This is a genomic window from Kibdelosporangium banguiense, from assembly GCF_017876405.1.
In the GTDB taxonomy this organism is placed as follows: Bacteria; Actinomycetota; Actinomycetes; order Mycobacteriales; family Pseudonocardiaceae; genus Kibdelosporangium; species Kibdelosporangium banguiense.
Genome location: NZ_JAGINW010000001.1, coordinates 692,722 through 708,139, shown reverse-complemented (window position 1 = coordinate 708,139; position 15,418 = coordinate 692,722). Strand labels below are relative to the sequence as shown.

Here is a 15,418-nt window from a genome sequence, read left to right as displayed (position 1 = left end):
CAGGGGTGTCGAGGCGATTGCAGGGTAGCTCCCCACAGGTGCGGGAGAGAACCTGGAGAGGATCTCGATGGTTGGTGTGGCCGTCATCGGAGCGGGTTACTGGGGCCCGAATCTGGTGCGCAACATCCAGGCGACCCCGCAGTTTCACCTCAGGGCGCTGTGCGATCTCAACGTCGCCCGCGCGCAGGAGGTCCTGGGCCGTTACAGCACAGTGAAAGCCACCGATTCGCTCGCCGAAACGCTGGCAGACCCGCAGATCGAGGCGGTTGCCGTGGCCACGCCGGCCGGCACGCATCTCGAAGTGGCCCTCGCGGCCATCGAAGCGGGCAAGCACGTGCTGGTCGAAAAGCCGTTGGCGTCCTCGTACGAAGACGGTCTCAAGCTGGTCAACGCGGCTGAGGAGCGTGGCCTGGTCCTCATGCTGGACCACACGTTCTGCTATACGCCGGTAGTGCAGCGGTTACGCAAACTGGTGCACGACGGCGAGCTCGGTGATCTCCAGTATGTCGACTCGGTGCGCATCAACCTGGGCCTGGTGCAACCCGACATCGACGTATTGTGGGACCTCGCGCCGCACGATCTGTCCATCCTGGACTCGATACTGCCGCCCGGCGTCACGCCGGTCGCGGTGGCCGCACACGGCTCGGACCCGATCAACGCGGGCCGCGCGTGCGTGGCGTACCTCTCAATCAAGCTGTCGAACGACGCCATTGCGCACGCGCACGTGAACTGGCTGTCACCGACCAAGATCCGGACCACGATCATCGGCGGCTCCCGGCGTACCGCAGTGTGGAACGACCTCGACCCGACGCAGCCGCTCGCGGTGTACGACCGGGGCGTGGACTGGTCGGAGAATCCCGAGGCCAAGCGGGTTTCCTACCGCATCGGCGACATGGTCGCGCCGGCCCTGCCGACAGGTGAGGCCCTGCGGGCGGTAATGGCGGAGTTCGCCGCGGCGATCATTGAAGGGCGTGCACCGCTCACCGACGGGCGGTCGGGCCTGCGCGTGCTCGCCCAGCTCGAAGCCGCGTCGGCCAGCATCGCCGCCGGCGGTACGTTCGTGCCTGTGAACGGAGGACACCTCTGATGGAGTTGACCGACACCAGGATCCTGGTGACCGGTGGTGCGGGCACGATCGGCTCGCACGTGGTCGACCAGGTGCTGGACGCGGGCGCGAGCCAGGTCGTCGTGGTCGACGACCTCAGCCGTGGCACGCTGGCCAACTTGGGTACCGCGTTCGAGCGGGCGCCGGAGAAGATCGAACTTGTCGAGGGCGACATCCGGGACGCGGAGCTGATGCACAAGCTCACTGCGGGCAAGGACGTCGTTTTCCACCTGGCCGCACTGCGGATCACCCAGTGCGCCGCCGAGCCGCGCACGGCACTGGAAGTGCTGGTGGACGGCACTTTCAACGTGATCGAAGCGGCCGTCGAGGCGGGCGTGGCGAAGGTCGTGGCGTCCTCGTCGGCGTCGATCTACGGCCTGGCGGATTCCTTCCCCACCACGGAATCGCACCACCCGTACCACAACGACACCTTCTACGGCGCCGCGAAGGCGTTCAACGAAGGCATGTTGCGCAGCTTCAAGGCAATGCACGATCTGGATTACATTGCCCTGCGGTACTTCAATGTGTACGGGCCCCGGATGGACGCGCACGGCAAATACACCGAGGTGCTGATCCGCTGGATGGAGCGCATCGAGGCGGGCGAACCGCCCCTGGTGCTCGGCGACGGCCTGCAGACCATGGACTTCGTGCACGTCGAGGACATCGCGCGGGCCAATGTCCTGGCAGCGCGGGCAGATGTCACCGACCAGGTCTACAACATTGCCACCGCAACGGAAACGTCGTTGCTGGAGTTGGCGGAGGCCTTGCAGAAGGTGATGGGCTCGACAGCTGAGCTGGAGTTCGGCCCGGCGCGTTCGGTCAACAGCGTGACCCGGCGGCTGGCGGACATCGGCGCGGCCGAACGGGATCTGGGCTGGACGCCGTCGATCACCCTCGAGGACGGCCTGGCCTCACTGGTTTCCTGGTGGCGGGCGCAGAGATGATCCCAGTCATCCGCCCTTGGCTGGGTGAGCAGGAAGCCGAGGCCGCTGCCGAGGCGGTCCGGTCCGGTTGGGTCGCTCAAGGTCCTCGGGTCGCCGAGTTCGAGAAGGCCTTTGCCGCCTTCGCCGGCTCAGAGCAAGGCGTGGCAATCTCGTCCTGTACGACCGGATTGCACCTCGCATTGCACCTCCTGGGCATCGGTCCTGGCGATGAGGTCGTCGTCCCGTCGTTCTCGTTCATTGCGACGGCGAACGCAGCGAAGTACGTCGGTGCAATCCCGGTATTCGCCGACGTTGATCCGTACACCGGCAACCTGACCCCGGAGACAATCTCCGCAGTGCTCTCGCCGCGCACAGCCGCAGTGATCGGAGTGCATCAGGGCGGCGTGCCTTTTGATGTCGAGGTATTGGAAGCATTGTGCGCGGCAAAGCAGATCGCTTTGGTGCACGACTCGGCTTGCGCGGCCGGCTCGACCTATCGTGGTCAGCCGGTAAGTGCGGGCGCTTCGCTTGCTGCGTGGTCGTTTCACCCACGCAAGCTGCTGACGACTGGTGAGGGCGGGATGCTCACCACGTCCAATCCCGAGTGGGCAGTCCGGCTGCGACGGTTGCGTGAGCACGGGATGAGCATGTCCGCGGCCGACCGGCACGCGTCGTCCGGCGTGAAGCTGGAGCAGTACGAAGAAGTCGGCTTCAACTTCCGGATGACCGACATCCAGGCCGCGATCGGGCTGGTCCAGCTGGCCAAACTGGCTGAAGTGATCGCCAGGCGGCGTGAGTTCGCCGAGCGGTATCACAAATTGCTCGCTGAGATCGACGGTTTGCGCTGGGTATCGGACCCCGAGTACGGCACCACGAACTACCAGTCGTTCTGGGTGGTCCTGCCGGACGCGTACCAGGGGACCGTGGTCGATGTGCTGGAAGGCCTGCTGGCACGGGGAATCTCAGCCCGGCGCGGGATCATGGCGTCCCATTTGGAGCGTGCATACAGCACGCCAGCGGACCTTCCCGTGACCTCGTACCTGACCAGCCGTTCCCTGATTTTGCCGCTTTATCACCAGATGACCGAGGCAGAACAGGACACAGTGGTCACAACACTGGCCGAGATCCTGCGATGAACTCACTGATCCTCGTCGGCGCGGGCGGTCTGGCCAGGGAGACCCTGGCCGCCGCCCGGCAGGACTGGAAGATCCTGGGGTTCGTCGACGACAATCCGGCCCTGCACGGCACCGAGATCGACGGTGTGCCGGTGCTCGGCCCGCTGGACGTGATCTTCGACCATCCGGATGCCCAGGTCGTGATCTGCACAGCGAGCACCGCCAACCAGGCCAGCCGCAAGAAGATCGTTGCCCGCCTTGGCCTGCCGGCCTCGCGGTACGCGACGGTCGTGCACCCGACTGCGAGCATCGCCGCCGGAACCACCATCGGCGAAGGCTGCATCTTGCTCGCCTTTGTGGTCGTGACCGCGCCGCAGGAGATTGGCTCGCACGTGGTGATCATGCCGCACGTGACGATCACCCACGACGACCGGATTTCCTCCTACGTGACCTTCGCCGCGCGCGTCGCGCTCGCCGGTGCGGTCTCGGTGGGGGAGACCGCGTATCTGGGCAGTGGAGCCCTGGTACGCGAGGGACTGTCCATCGGCGAGGGCGCGCTCGTCGGCATGGGCTCGGTCGTGCTGCAGGACGTACCCGCACACCAGATTTGGGCCGGTGTCCCGGCCCGGCGACTTTCCGAGGGGACGCGATGATTCCGCCAGTCGACCTGTCCATCCAGCACGCCCAGGTGGCGGCCGAAGTCGCGGTGGGCTGGGAAGAGGTGTTCGCCAGGACCGCCTTTGTCGGCGGCCCTCAGGTCGCCGAGTTCGAGCAGGCCTACGCGACCTTCAGTGGCGTGGCGCATTGCGTCGGCGTCGCAAACGGTACGGACGCATTGGAACTCGCATTGCGTGCCCTGGAGATCGGTCCAGGCGACGAGTGCATTCTGCCCGCGAACTCGTTCATCGCCACTGCCGAAGCCGTCGCCAGGGCCGGAGCCACACCGGTCTTTGTGGACTGTGATGCGGACAGCTTCCTGATCGACACCAAGGCAGCGCTGGCCGCACTCACCCCACGCACCAAAGCCATCCTGCCGGTCCACCTCTACGGCCAGATCGCCCCCGTCGAGGACCTCCTCGACCAGGACGTGTTCATCGTCGAGGACGCCGCCCAATCTCAGGGCGCGACCCGAAACGGTGCGGTTTCCGGCTCGCTCGGCCACCTCGCCGGCACCAGTTTTTATCCAGGCAAGAACCTCGGTGCATACGGCGACGCAGGCGCGGTGACCACAAACTCATCCGACCTCGCCGACCGAGTGCGTCTGCTGTCCCAGCACGGCTCGGCGGCCAAGTACGTCCACAGCACCCTGGGCTTCAACAGCCGCCTGGACACATTGCAAGCCGTTGTCCTGCAAGCAAAACTGAGGCGCCTTGAGGCATGGAACACCGAACGCTCCGAGGCTGCGGAGTATTACACCTCATTGCTCCGAGGAATCGCCGGAGTCAAAGTCCCGCAGGTGCTCCCCGGCAACACGCACGTCTGGCACCTGTACGTGGTCCGCGTGCCCAACCGTGACCACGTCCACGACACAATGCGCGCCAACGGTGTCGGCGCGGCCATCCACTACCCGACCCCGATCCACAAGACCGCGCCGTTCGCGACAGACGGGTCCTTCCCCAACGCTGAGCTGGTGGCCGGCGAGATCCTGAGCCTGCCGATCTTCCCCGGCATCACCCGCGCCCAGCAAGACCGTGTCGTCGAGGCCCTGATCGGAGCTCTGGCATGACATTCGTGCACCCCCAAGGCCTCTGCGAGAGTACGGACGTCGGCTCCGGGACCCGGGTCTGGGCCTTCGCCCACGTGCTGAAGGGCGCCCGCATCGGCCGCGACTGCAACATCTGCGACGGAGCCTTCGTCGAAAGCGAAGTAGTCCTGGGCAACAACGTGACCGTGAAGAACAACGTGCTGCTCTTCAACGGGGTGACCTGCGAGGACGACGTCTTCCTCGGCCCAAACGTGGTCTTCACCAACGACATGCGCCCCCGCGCCCACCAAAAACTCAGCGGTGACGCCCTCCTCCCAACCGTCGTCCGCTCCGGCGCCACCCTCGGCGCAGGCACCGTAGTCGTCTGCGGCACAACCATCGGCCACGACGCATTCATAGGCGCAGGCTCAGTCGTAACCCGCGACGTCCCCGCCCACGCCTTCACAGCCGGAAACCCAGCCACCCAAAAAGGCTGGGTCTGCCGCTGCGCCACCCGCCTGGACCCAGACCTCCGCTGCCCCGCCTGCAAAACCGAACACAGACTGATATCGGAAACCGAAGGCCTCAAAGCAATCTGACGCGCACGCCAAGCCCAAGCGCCCACCCAGCGCAGCCTCCGGCCCCCCGATTCCCAGCCTACCGGGGAGCACCGACAAGTTCCGCTGTCCCGCGCCCCAAACCCAGCTGTTGTCCACAGCAGCCCCACCCATCCACAACCAGATCCAATCGCGACAGTCCCTATCGGTCCTATCGGCTAAGCTGGAAACCGGGGGCCGGAGGCCAAGCAGGTCACCGCGCGTGTGTTACTTGCAGATGCGTTTGAAGGCTGTGGCGCCTGGGCGGGCTCGGAATTTGACCTTGTGGCCGAGGTCGTCCTGGAAGACGGCCTCTGTTGGTGAGGTCAGTGTCATGGTGCCGGCCTGGTAGGGGTTGCCCCAGTCGGACGGGGGGCCGGGGATGGGGGTTTCCGCTTCGTAGAAGGTTCTTCCGATCAGGGCTTCGTCGACTCCGCAGTGGGTGTAGAGCTGGAAATGGAGCACGGGCGGCTGTGGCTGCGTGGTGGTTGGCGCGGTGGTCTGAGCAGGAGCCGGGGTGATCTGGACGGGTTCTGGTTGGAATGCGAACCATGCGCCTCCTCCGATGACCAGGACTGCGGCTGCGGCTGCGATGGCTGGGGCGCGGCTGGCCGGATGCCGTAGGCCGGGAGGTGGGGAGTCGGCTGTATCGGCGAGGGCGGTGAAGGCGTCCCGGAGACGATCCTCAAGCATGACGAACTCCCAACCGGTCGCCTAGTGTTGCCAGTGCGCGGGATGCGCAGGTCTTCACGGTGCCGCGGGAGACGCCGAGGGTTGCGGCGATCTCGGCCTCGGAGAGGTTGGCCCAGTAGCGGAGGATCAATACCTCCTGTTGACGTCGGGGCAATCGGCGAACCGCAGTGAGCACTTCCCGGTGTTCCTCGGCCAGTAGCAGCTCGGCGTCGAGGGGTGGCTGGCCGTCGGGTTCGGCCGCTCGTTGATGCCGCCACGCCACAATGCGCCGTCGTTGTGCGGAACGGGCGCCGTTCACGACGGAAACCCGCAGGTAGCCGATGGCGCCGACTGGGTCGGTGAGCCGGTGGAACCGGCGTTGCAGACCTACGAAGGCGTCCTGCACCAGGTCCTCGGCCTGACCCCGGTCCCCAGTGAGCAGCACGGCCAGCCGCAGCAGCCCGTGCCACTCCTGGCGGTAAAGCTCAGCCACATCCCGCATGCATCTAACACGCGGACCTACCCAACCGGGTTGACAGGAGTTTTGCGCCGCAGCACGCCGACCACCACGCGGCCGAACACGGCGAGCACCATGCCGCCGACTATGCCGATGACCAGCGAAGTCCATTGAATGCCCGGCGGGGGAGCAGCCGCGGGGGCAGACGACGTGACAATGGTCCGAGCCGGCTGCGCTTTGCTCTGATCGGGTGCACCGAGGATCTCGGTGAGCAGCTCGGTGAGCTTCGATGCATTCGCCGGACGATGCACGACGCCCCGCTGATCGAACTTCACGCCCTCATACGACTCGTATGTCTCGATCCAGGGCCCGTCGGTGGCGCTCAGGAAGATGTGGTCCACGCGCCAGACCTGGACGTCATGGATCAGCCAGGTCACATTGATCGCACTGCTTCCCGGGGTTCCGTGCAACATCGGCGCCTGCGGGTCGGCCATGGGCTGGCCCGTTCCGATCGCCGACCCTAACTCGCTGTAACTGGACTGGTACATGTACAGAGCGGCAGCGCGCTGTTCGGTCGGCGACGTGATCAGCACACTGGTCGGGCCGCCGGCCGACGCGGGCGTTGCGAGTAGCAGGAACAGAGCGGCGACGAACAGCACTAACCGGCGCATGGCAATCCCCAAAGGTAGAAAGACCTGGCGATGTATCTACACCGCCCGGCCCGATGGGGTTCCGGTCCTGCTAGCGGACCCCTTCCCAGAGCGCGAGCTCCTCGGCCTGAGGGTGCACGACCACCTCGGACTCGATGTCGAACCGCATTGTGCTGCGATTGCCCGTCTCGTAGGGGAACCAACCGGGGTTTCCGTGGGTGGCAAAGGAAACCCACGCACTGTGCATGGTGTCGGCCAAGTGCTGCGGCAGGTGCGGGCCGAGCAGGTTCTCGAACAGGTTGTCGTCCAGATTGTCGAACACGAACGGGATGTCGGCAGCGTGACAAGCACCGAGCTTGCCGTCGAAAGTCGGCGCCTGCCAAGCGAACTCGTACATGTACGCGGTCCGCGCCCGCTCAGCGATGCGGATCGCCGGAATCCGGAAGTGCCAGTCGGTGAACACCGCGCAGAACAACTCGTTGGCCGCCGCACCGGGCCGGCTGGCCTGATACACGGCTCTGCCCTCGACGGGATCCAGCCCGAACTGGCGGAACGCGGCGTTCAGCCGTTCCTCGCCGATGTAGTCGAACGCGCCGTTGGGCACGACGTAGAGCCGGAACTCGTCAGAGTTCGAGCCGACCAGGATGTCCACACCCTCGGCCAAGTGCTCGTTCGGTGGGCCCGGAATCGTGTCACCGTCGATCACCGGCGCGAACGGCAACATCGTCAGCGCGGCCTCACCCCACAGGCCGGGATCCGGCTGCATGGCAACAGCGCCCCGGAGTTGCTGTTGCGCGACAACAAGTTGCTCGGTCGGGACGGCTGAGAACCCTTCCTTTGTCGGTGCCACACCGAGTTTGCCGGCGAGCGCCAGCTTGAGCTTCTCGGCGGTGGCGGGCCCGACCGCGTGCTGCGACCCACCACTCTGCAGGATGGCCCGGTGGAAAAGCCCTGTCGCCTTGGGCATCCCCAGCAGCATGCCGATGCTCATCCCGCCGGCCGACTCACCGAAGACCGTGATCTGACCCGGATCGCCGCCGAACGCCTCGATGTTGTCCTGAACCCACTGCAGCGCCGCGACCTGGTCCAGCAGGCCCCGGTTCGCAGTGTCCTCGAAGTACAGAAACCCATCTGTGCCAAGGCGATAGTTCAACGTCACGCACACCACGCCGTCCCGCGCGAACGCCGAACCGTCGTACGCGGACCCCGACCCGTTGACGAAGGCCCCGCCATGGATCCACACCATGACGGGCAGCCGCCCACTGAGGTCCGGCGTCCAGACATTGAGGTTGAGATAGTCCTCGCCGGGAACGTCGACCTCGTGGATCAGGGCGTCAAGCGGCGGGGCATACGGAGCTTTTGGTGCTGTCGGGCCGAATCGCGTGGCATCGCGGACACCTGTCCATGGCACGACAGGCTGAGGAGGAAGGAAACGGTTCGGCCCAACAGGTGGTGCGGCATACGGGATGCCCTTGAAAGCGATCACACCGCCCGCCACGGCGCCGCGAACGGCGCCGTGGCGGGTGTCCACGGTCGTGGATGCCATGCCGTCACTCTACCGGGCGCTCACAGCCGCTCACACTGTTTGATCGGGAATCACCCGAACCGGTGTGTGTCACGGAACGTGGTTGCGCCTGGTGAGTGTCGACTGTCGGTGTCAGTACTTGTTGTCGATGATCCGGTCGAGCAACGCGGTTATCTGAGCCTGACCCACGGCTTGCCTGGCGAACCCTTCTCGCACCTCGGCCGTCAGAGACTTGAGCTGATGCCCGTGCTCTGTCAGCGTCTGGCCGTGCGTTACCTGGGTTTCGCGGACTGCCTCTATCAGTGTCTTCTGGACCGCTAGCTTGTCACCGAACGATTCGACATCCCTGTCGCAGCGCTGTGCGAGCACGCGCGCCGCAGCTGCATCGGACCTCGCCAGCCGAACCTCTTGTTCGACGTGGGTCAGCCGTGCTTCGTATGTCTCTTCGGATGCCATGACACCACCGTACTTGGCGCTCACGGTCGCTCATGTCATTCGGTCGGAAATCACCCGAACCGGGTATGCGTCACGAAGCGTGATTGTCCCTGGCGGGGGTAGGGTTTCGGCGACGAACCTGGGGAAAGGAACCACCACATGTCTTACCCAGAGCCGATCTACCACGGCACCGAAGGTGAGAAGAGCGCCCGGTATCGCCCGGCCGACGCCAAGCCGGACTGGACCTACGCCAACGGCAACACGGTCCACTACCTGGCCACCGGCGAGTCCACTGGCGGCCTGTTCGGCTTGTACCGCTGGGAGATGGGGCCTGAGCCAAGTGGCCCGCCCGCGCACTTCCACAAGACGATCACCGAGTCGTTCTACGTGCTGACCGGCACGATCAAGATCTACAACGGCACCGAGTGGATCGACACCACGCCGGGCGACTTCGTGCACGTGCCGGCCGGCGGGATCCATGGGTTCCGCAACGAGTCCGGTGCGCCGGCCTCGATGCTGCTGCACTTCTCACCCGGCGCGCCAAGGGAAGGGTACTTCGAGGGCATTCCCGATCTGGGCGGCATGTCCGAGCAGGACCAGATCGACTTCTTCCTCAAGCACGACAACTACTGGCTCTGAGTCACAAAACGATGTTCCGCGGCAGTACTTCTATCGACTGACTTGTCGAGGAGTGGGTGATGAGCTGGCGGCTGAGTGAGGAAGGACGGCGCAAACTGATCGCCGCGGGGACCCCGCGGGGCTGGTCACAGGGTGATGTGCTGATCCGCGAGTCCGAGGTGTCCGACCACGTGGTGCTGCTGACCAGCGGCCAGGTGAAAGTCAGCCTGGCCGCGCCGAGCGGGCGGCAGGTGCTGATGGCGATCCGTGGTCCGGGTGATCTGCTTGGTGAGTTCTCGGCGATCGACGGTGGTGAGCGGTCGGCCACGGTCACGGCGCTGACCGACGTCCAGGCGGTGTCGTTGACCGGCCCGGAGTTCCACCGGTTCATGCTCGGCACGTCGAGCGTCACAGTGGAGTTGCTCAAGATGGTGGTGGGCAGGCTGAGGGAGTCCACGCGGCGCCGGCTTGAGCACGGCGCGTACGACGTCTCCAGCCGCACGGCCAGACTCTTGATCGACTACGCCCGCGCGTACGGCGAGCCGATTCGCGGTGGTGTCCGGGTGAAACTGCGCCAGTCCGAGCTCGCCGAGGCCGCCGGGGCGTCGCGGGAGGCTGTGGCCAAGGCGTTGAAGACGTTCCGCGAGGCCGGGGCGATCCGGACCAACCGGGGCAACTTCGAGGTACTGCGCCTGGACGTGCTCAACCGGTTCGCGGAGGGCGACCCCTCGTGAGATTCGGGTGCTCACGAGGGGCCGGCGTTCACGATTCACAGTGAGGTCTCCCGGCCTGGGCCGTGCCGTCCGGGTGACCCGGGTCCCCTTGCGCGGCCGCGGCCGGTACGTGCATGGGCTTCTCCTAACTTCAGACAGTGTGCCGGGCGCGGACCATCTTTTTGACTATGCGCAACGCCTCCTCGTTTCCTGCCCACGCGGTTCGCGCGCCGGAATCCTCCGTCGAGTCGATTCTGATCGCGACCGATACCTTCGAGCCGTCGGAAATGGATAATGTGAACATTTGCGCGATTAATCGGCCGGGTGCGGTGACCGCGGATTCGGACACCGCGACGATGTCCCGATAGTGATATTCGTCGATTTGCTCCAATGTCGTGCAGCCGGTCCGGAAATCGAGGTCGCAGCGGTAGATACTGATCAGGGTGTCGGTCAGGAACATGACCATCAGGTCGTGTGTGTCGGTGTGCCACGTGTTGTCGTCGCCAAGCCGGACCACGGATTCGTCCACGTCGTAGCCGGCCACCACCTGCGGCGGGTAGACCAGGTCCCCGCCGTGGATCTTGAGTTCGGTGTTGAGCATGACCTTCTCGCCGGCCACCCGGGTGATCTCCCTGATGTCCTCGGCCAGCCAGTGATCCATCTGCGCCTCGGTGGGTTTCGGCTCGGCCTGGGCGTACCGGCGCAGGTACGTCTTGTAGTGCTGCAGGTCGTCGTACCCCCATTTGGCCAGCAGCAACGCACCCGCGACCAGCACGAGCGTGCCGAAGCTCTGCACCATGATCCCCAGCAGGACCAGTGCCGCCGCGCCGGCGAACGCCATCGCGAACCGGGAACTGTCGCGGCGTGGCGGCGTGGGCACGAAGTACCTGGCCACCGCCGCGGGCCGGGCCGGGTCGGGGAACCGGGTGGTCCCGCGGGTGCGTTCCGGGCGGCGGGTGAGCAGGCCGAAATGGACCGCGACCTGCTGTACCGCCGTCCACGTCCGGCTGTGCGGGGCTGGGCCGATGTGCTTGACCAGTGGCTCGAGTTCGGGGGCGCTGAGGCCTTCGATGCTGGCCCGCAGCATTTCCGGGTCCAGTTGGCCCGCGTGCATGTTGTACCGGTCGTAGTAGTCCTCGTGCACGATCGCACGCAGGACGTTCGCCTGGTACTGCGCGGTCACGTTCGTGTACAGGTGTACCTGATCGAGGTATTCCTCGATCCGCTCGATGTCGTCCGGGTTCTTCTCACCGGGGTTGCGACCGCCGAGCAGGGCCAGCGCGGCGTAGAACCGCGCCGGGCCGGGCTCATCGTTGAGCGCGTGCTCGAACTCCTCAACCGCTTGGGGGTACTGTCTTTCCTGCAGGGCGAGCAGTCCGCCGGAGAAATGATCTCTCTCGAAGTTCATGGCTGGACGGGTCCTTCAGCCGGTGGGGTGAGGTGTTCGCGACGACACTCGCAGGCCCCGGTGCATCCGTCTGTGGCATCTGACGCACAAGCCAGGGTGTCCACTAAATGGCCAGTCCGCGCGAAAATGTCCCTTCATGGGTCTGCTCTTCGGCCCGTTCGTGGGGCATCCTCTCTGCTCAAGAGGGAAGTAGAACTGCGCGAGCGGGCAAGAAGTCATGCCAACCCAACGCCCGGGACACCGGGTTCTCCAGCGGATCATCGCCGAGCCTGACCTGCGGTTCCGCGCGACCGTCGACGGTTACGCGCACCGCTACACGCTGGACCGCGACGATCTGTACCAAGCGGCGAGCGAACGCTTGCTGCGTCAGGGAAACGTCGAGCCGGACCACGAAGGCCTGCGCGGCTGGCTGGACCGCTGCGTGAACTACGCGGCGCTCGACATGATCAAGGAACGCAACCGGCAGCCGGTCTTGATGAGCGAACTGCCGGAGCGGGCCACGAGCACACCCCAGGAGTCGGTCGGCTGGGAGCAGTGGCTGACCACGCTGCTGGCCGCGACGCTGAGCCCCGATCAGGTGCGCGCGGTCGTGGAGCTGGCCCGGGATCCAGACCTTGACCTGCGGGAACTGGCCAAAATCGTGGACAAGAGCTACGCGGGCGCGCGGCAGCTGAAGTCCCGTGCCATGGCCAAGCTGGGGCGTCTGATCGGCCTGACGTCCGACGAGCGGGCGGCCTACCGCGCCTGGCGCCGGGACGAAGGCCCGGCCGAGGTGGCGCGGCGGCTGGGCATCGACCCGGCGCAGGTCGATCGCCTGCGCCGGGCCGCATCGGTCAAGCTGCGCCGGTTCCTTTCCCGGGATGCCACCGGATCCCGTAGGCAAGGCCGGGCGTGAGCTCGCGGAACAGGGTGTGGATCTCGCCGGAGCGGTCCAGCGGGAGCGCCTCGCCGCGCGGCTCGGGGTCCTCCACATCCCGCTGGAAGGCGTTGACCAGCCGCCAGATCCGCGACGGCAGGTGGTCGAGGTCGAACCGGACCCGCAGGTCGAACTCGCTGCACCGGTGCTTGGGCACGCAGACGTAGTGCGGCGCCAGCAGCCAGTCCCGGCGGACCCGGAAACGCAGCCCGATCTGGTGCGATTCGTGGCGCCGCAACGCTTTCGGCAGCGCGAGCCGGTACCCGGACCGGTCGGCCGGCTCCGTGGCACGGCCAGCCACGCGGCCACCGTGGAAGACGTCGATCTCCAGGTCCTCGCCGCGTGCCAGGCCGTTCGCGGTCAGGGCGAGCGCGAGGTCGACGTGCTCGATCCGGTCGTGGTCGGCCACGATCCGGCGGAACTCGAACGCCTCCGGCGTGGGCTGGTCCAGCGCCAGCGTGACCCGCAGTTCCTCGGTGTGCCAGCTGGTCGCGGGCTCGGTGAACCCGGCAGGCACGGAGTTGGCGATGGCCACCTCGGCCAGCCGCTCGATGCCCTCGTCGATCCGGCGTCGCGCGGTGCGTTCGTCGCGGTTGAGCCGCTCGGCGACCAGCCGGACGCGGTCCTTGTACAGCGGCAGCTGATCGGGCTGGTCCAGCGCGAACGCCGCCAGCACGGCGAGTCGCAGGTCCTCCGGTAACTCCGTCGACCAGCGCCATAACCGGTCCGACAGTTTGCGCCGGAGGTCCGCGGCGTGCTCCAGCCCATTGGTCCCGCTGGCCCGGCGCAGTGCCGGGCCGACCCGTGAACCGATCGCGCTCGCCAGTATTCCGCGTCCTTTGCGAAGCGTCTTCAAATCGTGCACAAGTTGGTCATCGCGGGCCATCATCAGCCGCCTCCATGTTGAGCCGCGTGGACCGATCAATGGATGACGGTAGCTCGCAGGACCGCGTTGGTTCAAGCTTCACCCAAAAGGATTAAATGCATCTAATGGTGGCCGGAAATGATTCATCGAAAAGGACCCCCTGCGCCGCAAGGGGTCCTTGGCGTTTTCGGTTAATTCGTATGTCAGCGGCGGCGGCGCACCACGCCGGCCACGGTCAGTGAACCCGGGCCCAGCACGGCGATCAGCAGGAAGATCCAGCTGTACAGCGCGGCCGGCTCACCCATGTTCTGCAGCGGAAGCAGGGCGAGGGCCTGGTGCACCGAGAAGTAGGCGTACGCCATGGTGCCGGACGCAAGCAGCGCCGCGACCCGCGTGAACACACCGCTCAGCACCAGAACGGAGGTGACGACCTCGATCGTGCTTGCCCACCAGCCCAGCGTGCCGAACGAGACCGCGGTACCGGCGCCGTCGATACCGCCGAAGGCGCCGAACCCCTGCAACCCGTGGCACAGGAACAGGAAGGCGACGACAACGCGGAAGGCCGACAGCGTGATCCCGGTCAGCTTGTCGCTCTTGGACTTGGTGGCGGAGGTGGTGGAGGCAACGGTCTCGGGGCGCAGGGTCTGGGTGGTCATCGGACTGTCCTCTCTAGGGTCTCTCGCTTGCCTGACACCTAGTCGTCGAACGGCCGACAGCCGGATCGACATGACCGCGGAAACTTTTTTCGCGGGCTCCACCGACGGCGGTATCCCAGAGGTGAGGCACCTGCCTACGCTCGCCTCCCATTGGGCCGAAGGGAGTAGCGTGACCAGCACTGAGCAGGGCAGACGTAAGTACGACGAGCTGGCCGACCGTTATGAGGAGATCTTCCCGTACGTGGCCGAAGTCGGAAAACTGCTCGTCGAGCACGCCTCCCCGCCTTCAGGCGCCCGCCTCCTGGACGTCGGCGCAGGACGCGGCGCCGTCGCCCGCGCAGCCCTCTCACTCGGCTGCACAGTCACAGCAGTCGACGCCTCCCAAGGCATGGTCGAACGCCTCGCCTGCGACTTCCCGGACATCGAGGCCCGTCAGATGGACGCCGGCGCGCTGGCCTTCCCCGACGCCAGTTTTGACGTGGTCGCGGCCGGTTTCGTCATCCAGGTCCTGCCGGATCCGGACGTAGCCTTGGCCGAAGCCCATCGAGTCCTGGTCCCAGGCGGAACAATCGCACTGTCCCTGGAGAAGCAATCCGTGGGACGACTCCGTTGGCTCTACGAACTCGCCGCGGAGTACTTCGGCACCCCCGTGCCAAGCGACAACGACGAAGACAACGGCGCCGTGTCCAGCGCCCAACTGGACGCCCTGCTCCAAGCCGCAGACTTCACCAACCTCGCCACAATCCCCGTGGAGATGCCAGTCTCGTTGGCAAACCCGCCCGCCCTCTGGGACTGGCTGACCCCACGCGGCCTAGCCGAGGCAGTCAACGCCCTCCCCGCAGAACAAGCGGAGTCCTTCCGCAACCGCTTTCTCACCCAAGCCGAAACCATGCAATCCAACGACGGCATAGCCCTGGACTTCCGCGCAACCCTCCACAAAGCCCAAAAACCCTGTGGACAACCAGCCAGCATTTGATCTTGGCACCCCGGTTGCTGTCAGTACCCACCGCTAGACTGGAAACCGGGGGGCCGAAGGCCAAATTTTGGCTGGTGGCACCCGTCTTCGGCCGGAAACGATGG

The 15,418-nt window shown here is 66.0% G+C and carries 18 protein-coding genes; 10 read left to right on the top strand and 8 right to left on the bottom strand.

Annotated features, from left to right (window positions below):
• Positions 1-67 precede the first annotated feature (67 nt).
• The 6 genes from JOF56_RS03365 to JOF56_RS03340 are packed head-to-tail and all read left to right on the top strand — an operon-like array spanning position 68 to position 5,426.
• The gene (locus JOF56_RS03365; protein WP_209634268.1) at positions 68-1,087 is read left to right on the top strand and encodes a Gfo/Idh/MocA family protein; all 1,020 of its coding nucleotides are present in this window, start codon (positions 68-70) and stop codon (positions 1,085-1,087) included.
• On the top strand, positions 1,087-2,049 hold the full coding sequence (locus tag JOF56_RS03360; RefSeq protein ID WP_209634266.1) for an NAD-dependent epimerase/dehydratase family protein: 963 nt from the start codon (positions 1,087-1,089) through the stop codon (positions 2,047-2,049). Before JOF56_RS03365 ends, JOF56_RS03360 begins: the two co-directional genes overlap by 1 nt.
• Positions 2,046-3,164, top strand: a complete 1,119-nt coding sequence (locus tag JOF56_RS03355) for a DegT/DnrJ/EryC1/StrS family aminotransferase (RefSeq protein WP_209634264.1) — start codon at positions 2,046-2,048, stop codon at positions 3,162-3,164. The genes JOF56_RS03360 and JOF56_RS03355 overlap by 4 nt, the downstream gene beginning before the upstream one ends.
• Entirely contained in the window at positions 3,161-3,796 is a 636-nt protein-coding gene (locus JOF56_RS03350; protein ID WP_209634262.1) for an acetyltransferase, read from the top strand. Before JOF56_RS03355 ends, JOF56_RS03350 begins: the two co-directional genes overlap by 4 nt.
• On the top strand, positions 3,793-4,869 hold the full coding sequence (locus JOF56_RS03345) for a DegT/DnrJ/EryC1/StrS family aminotransferase (protein WP_209634260.1): 1,077 nt from the start codon (positions 3,793-3,795) through the stop codon (positions 4,867-4,869). Before JOF56_RS03350 ends, JOF56_RS03345 begins: the two co-directional genes overlap by 4 nt.
• The gene (locus JOF56_RS03340; protein ID WP_209634258.1) at positions 4,866-5,426 is read left to right on the top strand and encodes an acyltransferase; all 561 of its coding nucleotides are present in this window, start codon (positions 4,866-4,868) and stop codon (positions 5,424-5,426) included. Before JOF56_RS03345 ends, JOF56_RS03340 begins: the two co-directional genes overlap by 4 nt.
• Positions 5,427-5,651: 225 nt before the next feature.
• Here JOF56_RS03340 and JOF56_RS03335 read toward each other — a convergent pair whose 3' ends face one another.
• From JOF56_RS03335 to JOF56_RS03315, 5 genes are all read right to left on the bottom strand, one after another.
• Complete coding sequence (locus tag JOF56_RS03335) at positions 5,652-6,116, bottom strand: hypothetical protein (RefSeq protein WP_209634256.1); 465 nt, start codon at positions 6,114-6,116, stop codon at positions 5,652-5,654.
• A complete protein-coding gene (locus JOF56_RS03330) occupies positions 6,109-6,597 on the bottom strand; it encodes a SigE family RNA polymerase sigma factor (protein ID WP_209634254.1) in 489 nt (162 codons plus the stop codon). The genes JOF56_RS03335 and JOF56_RS03330 overlap by 8 nt, the downstream gene beginning before the upstream one ends.
• A gap of 17 nt (positions 6,598-6,614) precedes the next feature.
• The gene (locus tag JOF56_RS03325; protein ID WP_209634252.1) at positions 6,615-7,223 is read right to left on the bottom strand and encodes a hypothetical protein; all 609 of its coding nucleotides are present in this window, start codon (positions 7,221-7,223) and stop codon (positions 6,615-6,617) included.
• A gap of 70 nt (positions 7,224-7,293) precedes the next feature.
• Positions 7,294-8,748, bottom strand: a complete 1,455-nt coding sequence (locus JOF56_RS03320) for a carboxylesterase/lipase family protein (RefSeq protein WP_209634250.1) — start codon at positions 8,746-8,748, stop codon at positions 7,294-7,296.
• Positions 8,749-8,859: 111 nt separating this feature from the next.
• Positions 8,860-9,183: a hypothetical protein gene (locus JOF56_RS03315; protein ID WP_209634248.1), complete on the bottom strand. Its 324-nt coding sequence runs from the start codon at positions 9,181-9,183 to the stop codon at positions 8,860-8,862.
• A 138-nt stretch (positions 9,184-9,321) separates the two neighbouring features.
• On the opposite strand from JOF56_RS03315, the gene JOF56_RS03310 reads away from it, so the two are divergent.
• On the top strand, positions 9,322-9,801 hold the full coding sequence (locus JOF56_RS03310; protein WP_209634247.1) for a cupin domain-containing protein: 480 nt from the start codon (positions 9,322-9,324) through the stop codon (positions 9,799-9,801).
• 59 nt (positions 9,802-9,860) lie between these two features.
• A complete protein-coding gene (locus JOF56_RS03305) occupies positions 9,861-10,514 on the top strand; it encodes a Crp/Fnr family transcriptional regulator (RefSeq protein ID WP_209634245.1) in 654 nt (217 codons plus the stop codon).
• A 130-nt stretch (positions 10,515-10,644) separates the two neighbouring features.
• On the opposite strand, the gene JOF56_RS03300 is transcribed toward JOF56_RS03305, so the two are convergent.
• Positions 10,645-11,901: a hypothetical protein gene (locus tag JOF56_RS03300; RefSeq protein ID WP_209634242.1), complete on the bottom strand. Its 1,257-nt coding sequence runs from the start codon at positions 11,899-11,901 to the stop codon at positions 10,645-10,647.
• A gap of 217 nt (positions 11,902-12,118) precedes the next feature.
• On the opposite strand from JOF56_RS03300, the gene JOF56_RS03295 reads away from it, so the two are divergent.
• On the top strand, positions 12,119-12,796 hold the full coding sequence (locus tag JOF56_RS03295) for an RNA polymerase sigma factor (protein ID WP_209634239.1): 678 nt from the start codon (positions 12,119-12,121) through the stop codon (positions 12,794-12,796).
• Here JOF56_RS03295 and JOF56_RS03290 read toward each other — a convergent pair.
• The gene (locus JOF56_RS03290) at positions 12,735-13,706 is read right to left on the bottom strand and encodes a hypothetical protein (RefSeq protein WP_245378130.1); all 972 of its coding nucleotides are present in this window, start codon (positions 13,704-13,706) and stop codon (positions 12,735-12,737) included. The genes JOF56_RS03295 and JOF56_RS03290 overlap by 62 nt on opposite strands.
• Before the next feature lie 179 nt (positions 13,707-13,885).
• Positions 13,886-14,338: a DoxX family protein gene (locus JOF56_RS03285; RefSeq protein WP_209634238.1), complete on the bottom strand. Its 453-nt coding sequence runs from the start codon at positions 14,336-14,338 to the stop codon at positions 13,886-13,888.
• Positions 14,339-14,507: 169 nt separating this feature from the next.
• On the opposite strand from JOF56_RS03285, the gene JOF56_RS03280 reads away from it, so the two are divergent.
• Complete coding sequence (locus JOF56_RS03280; RefSeq protein ID WP_209634237.1) at positions 14,508-15,314, top strand: class I SAM-dependent methyltransferase; 807 nt, start codon at positions 14,508-14,510, stop codon at positions 15,312-15,314.
• The last annotated feature ends 104 nt before the right edge of the window (positions 15,315-15,418 follow it).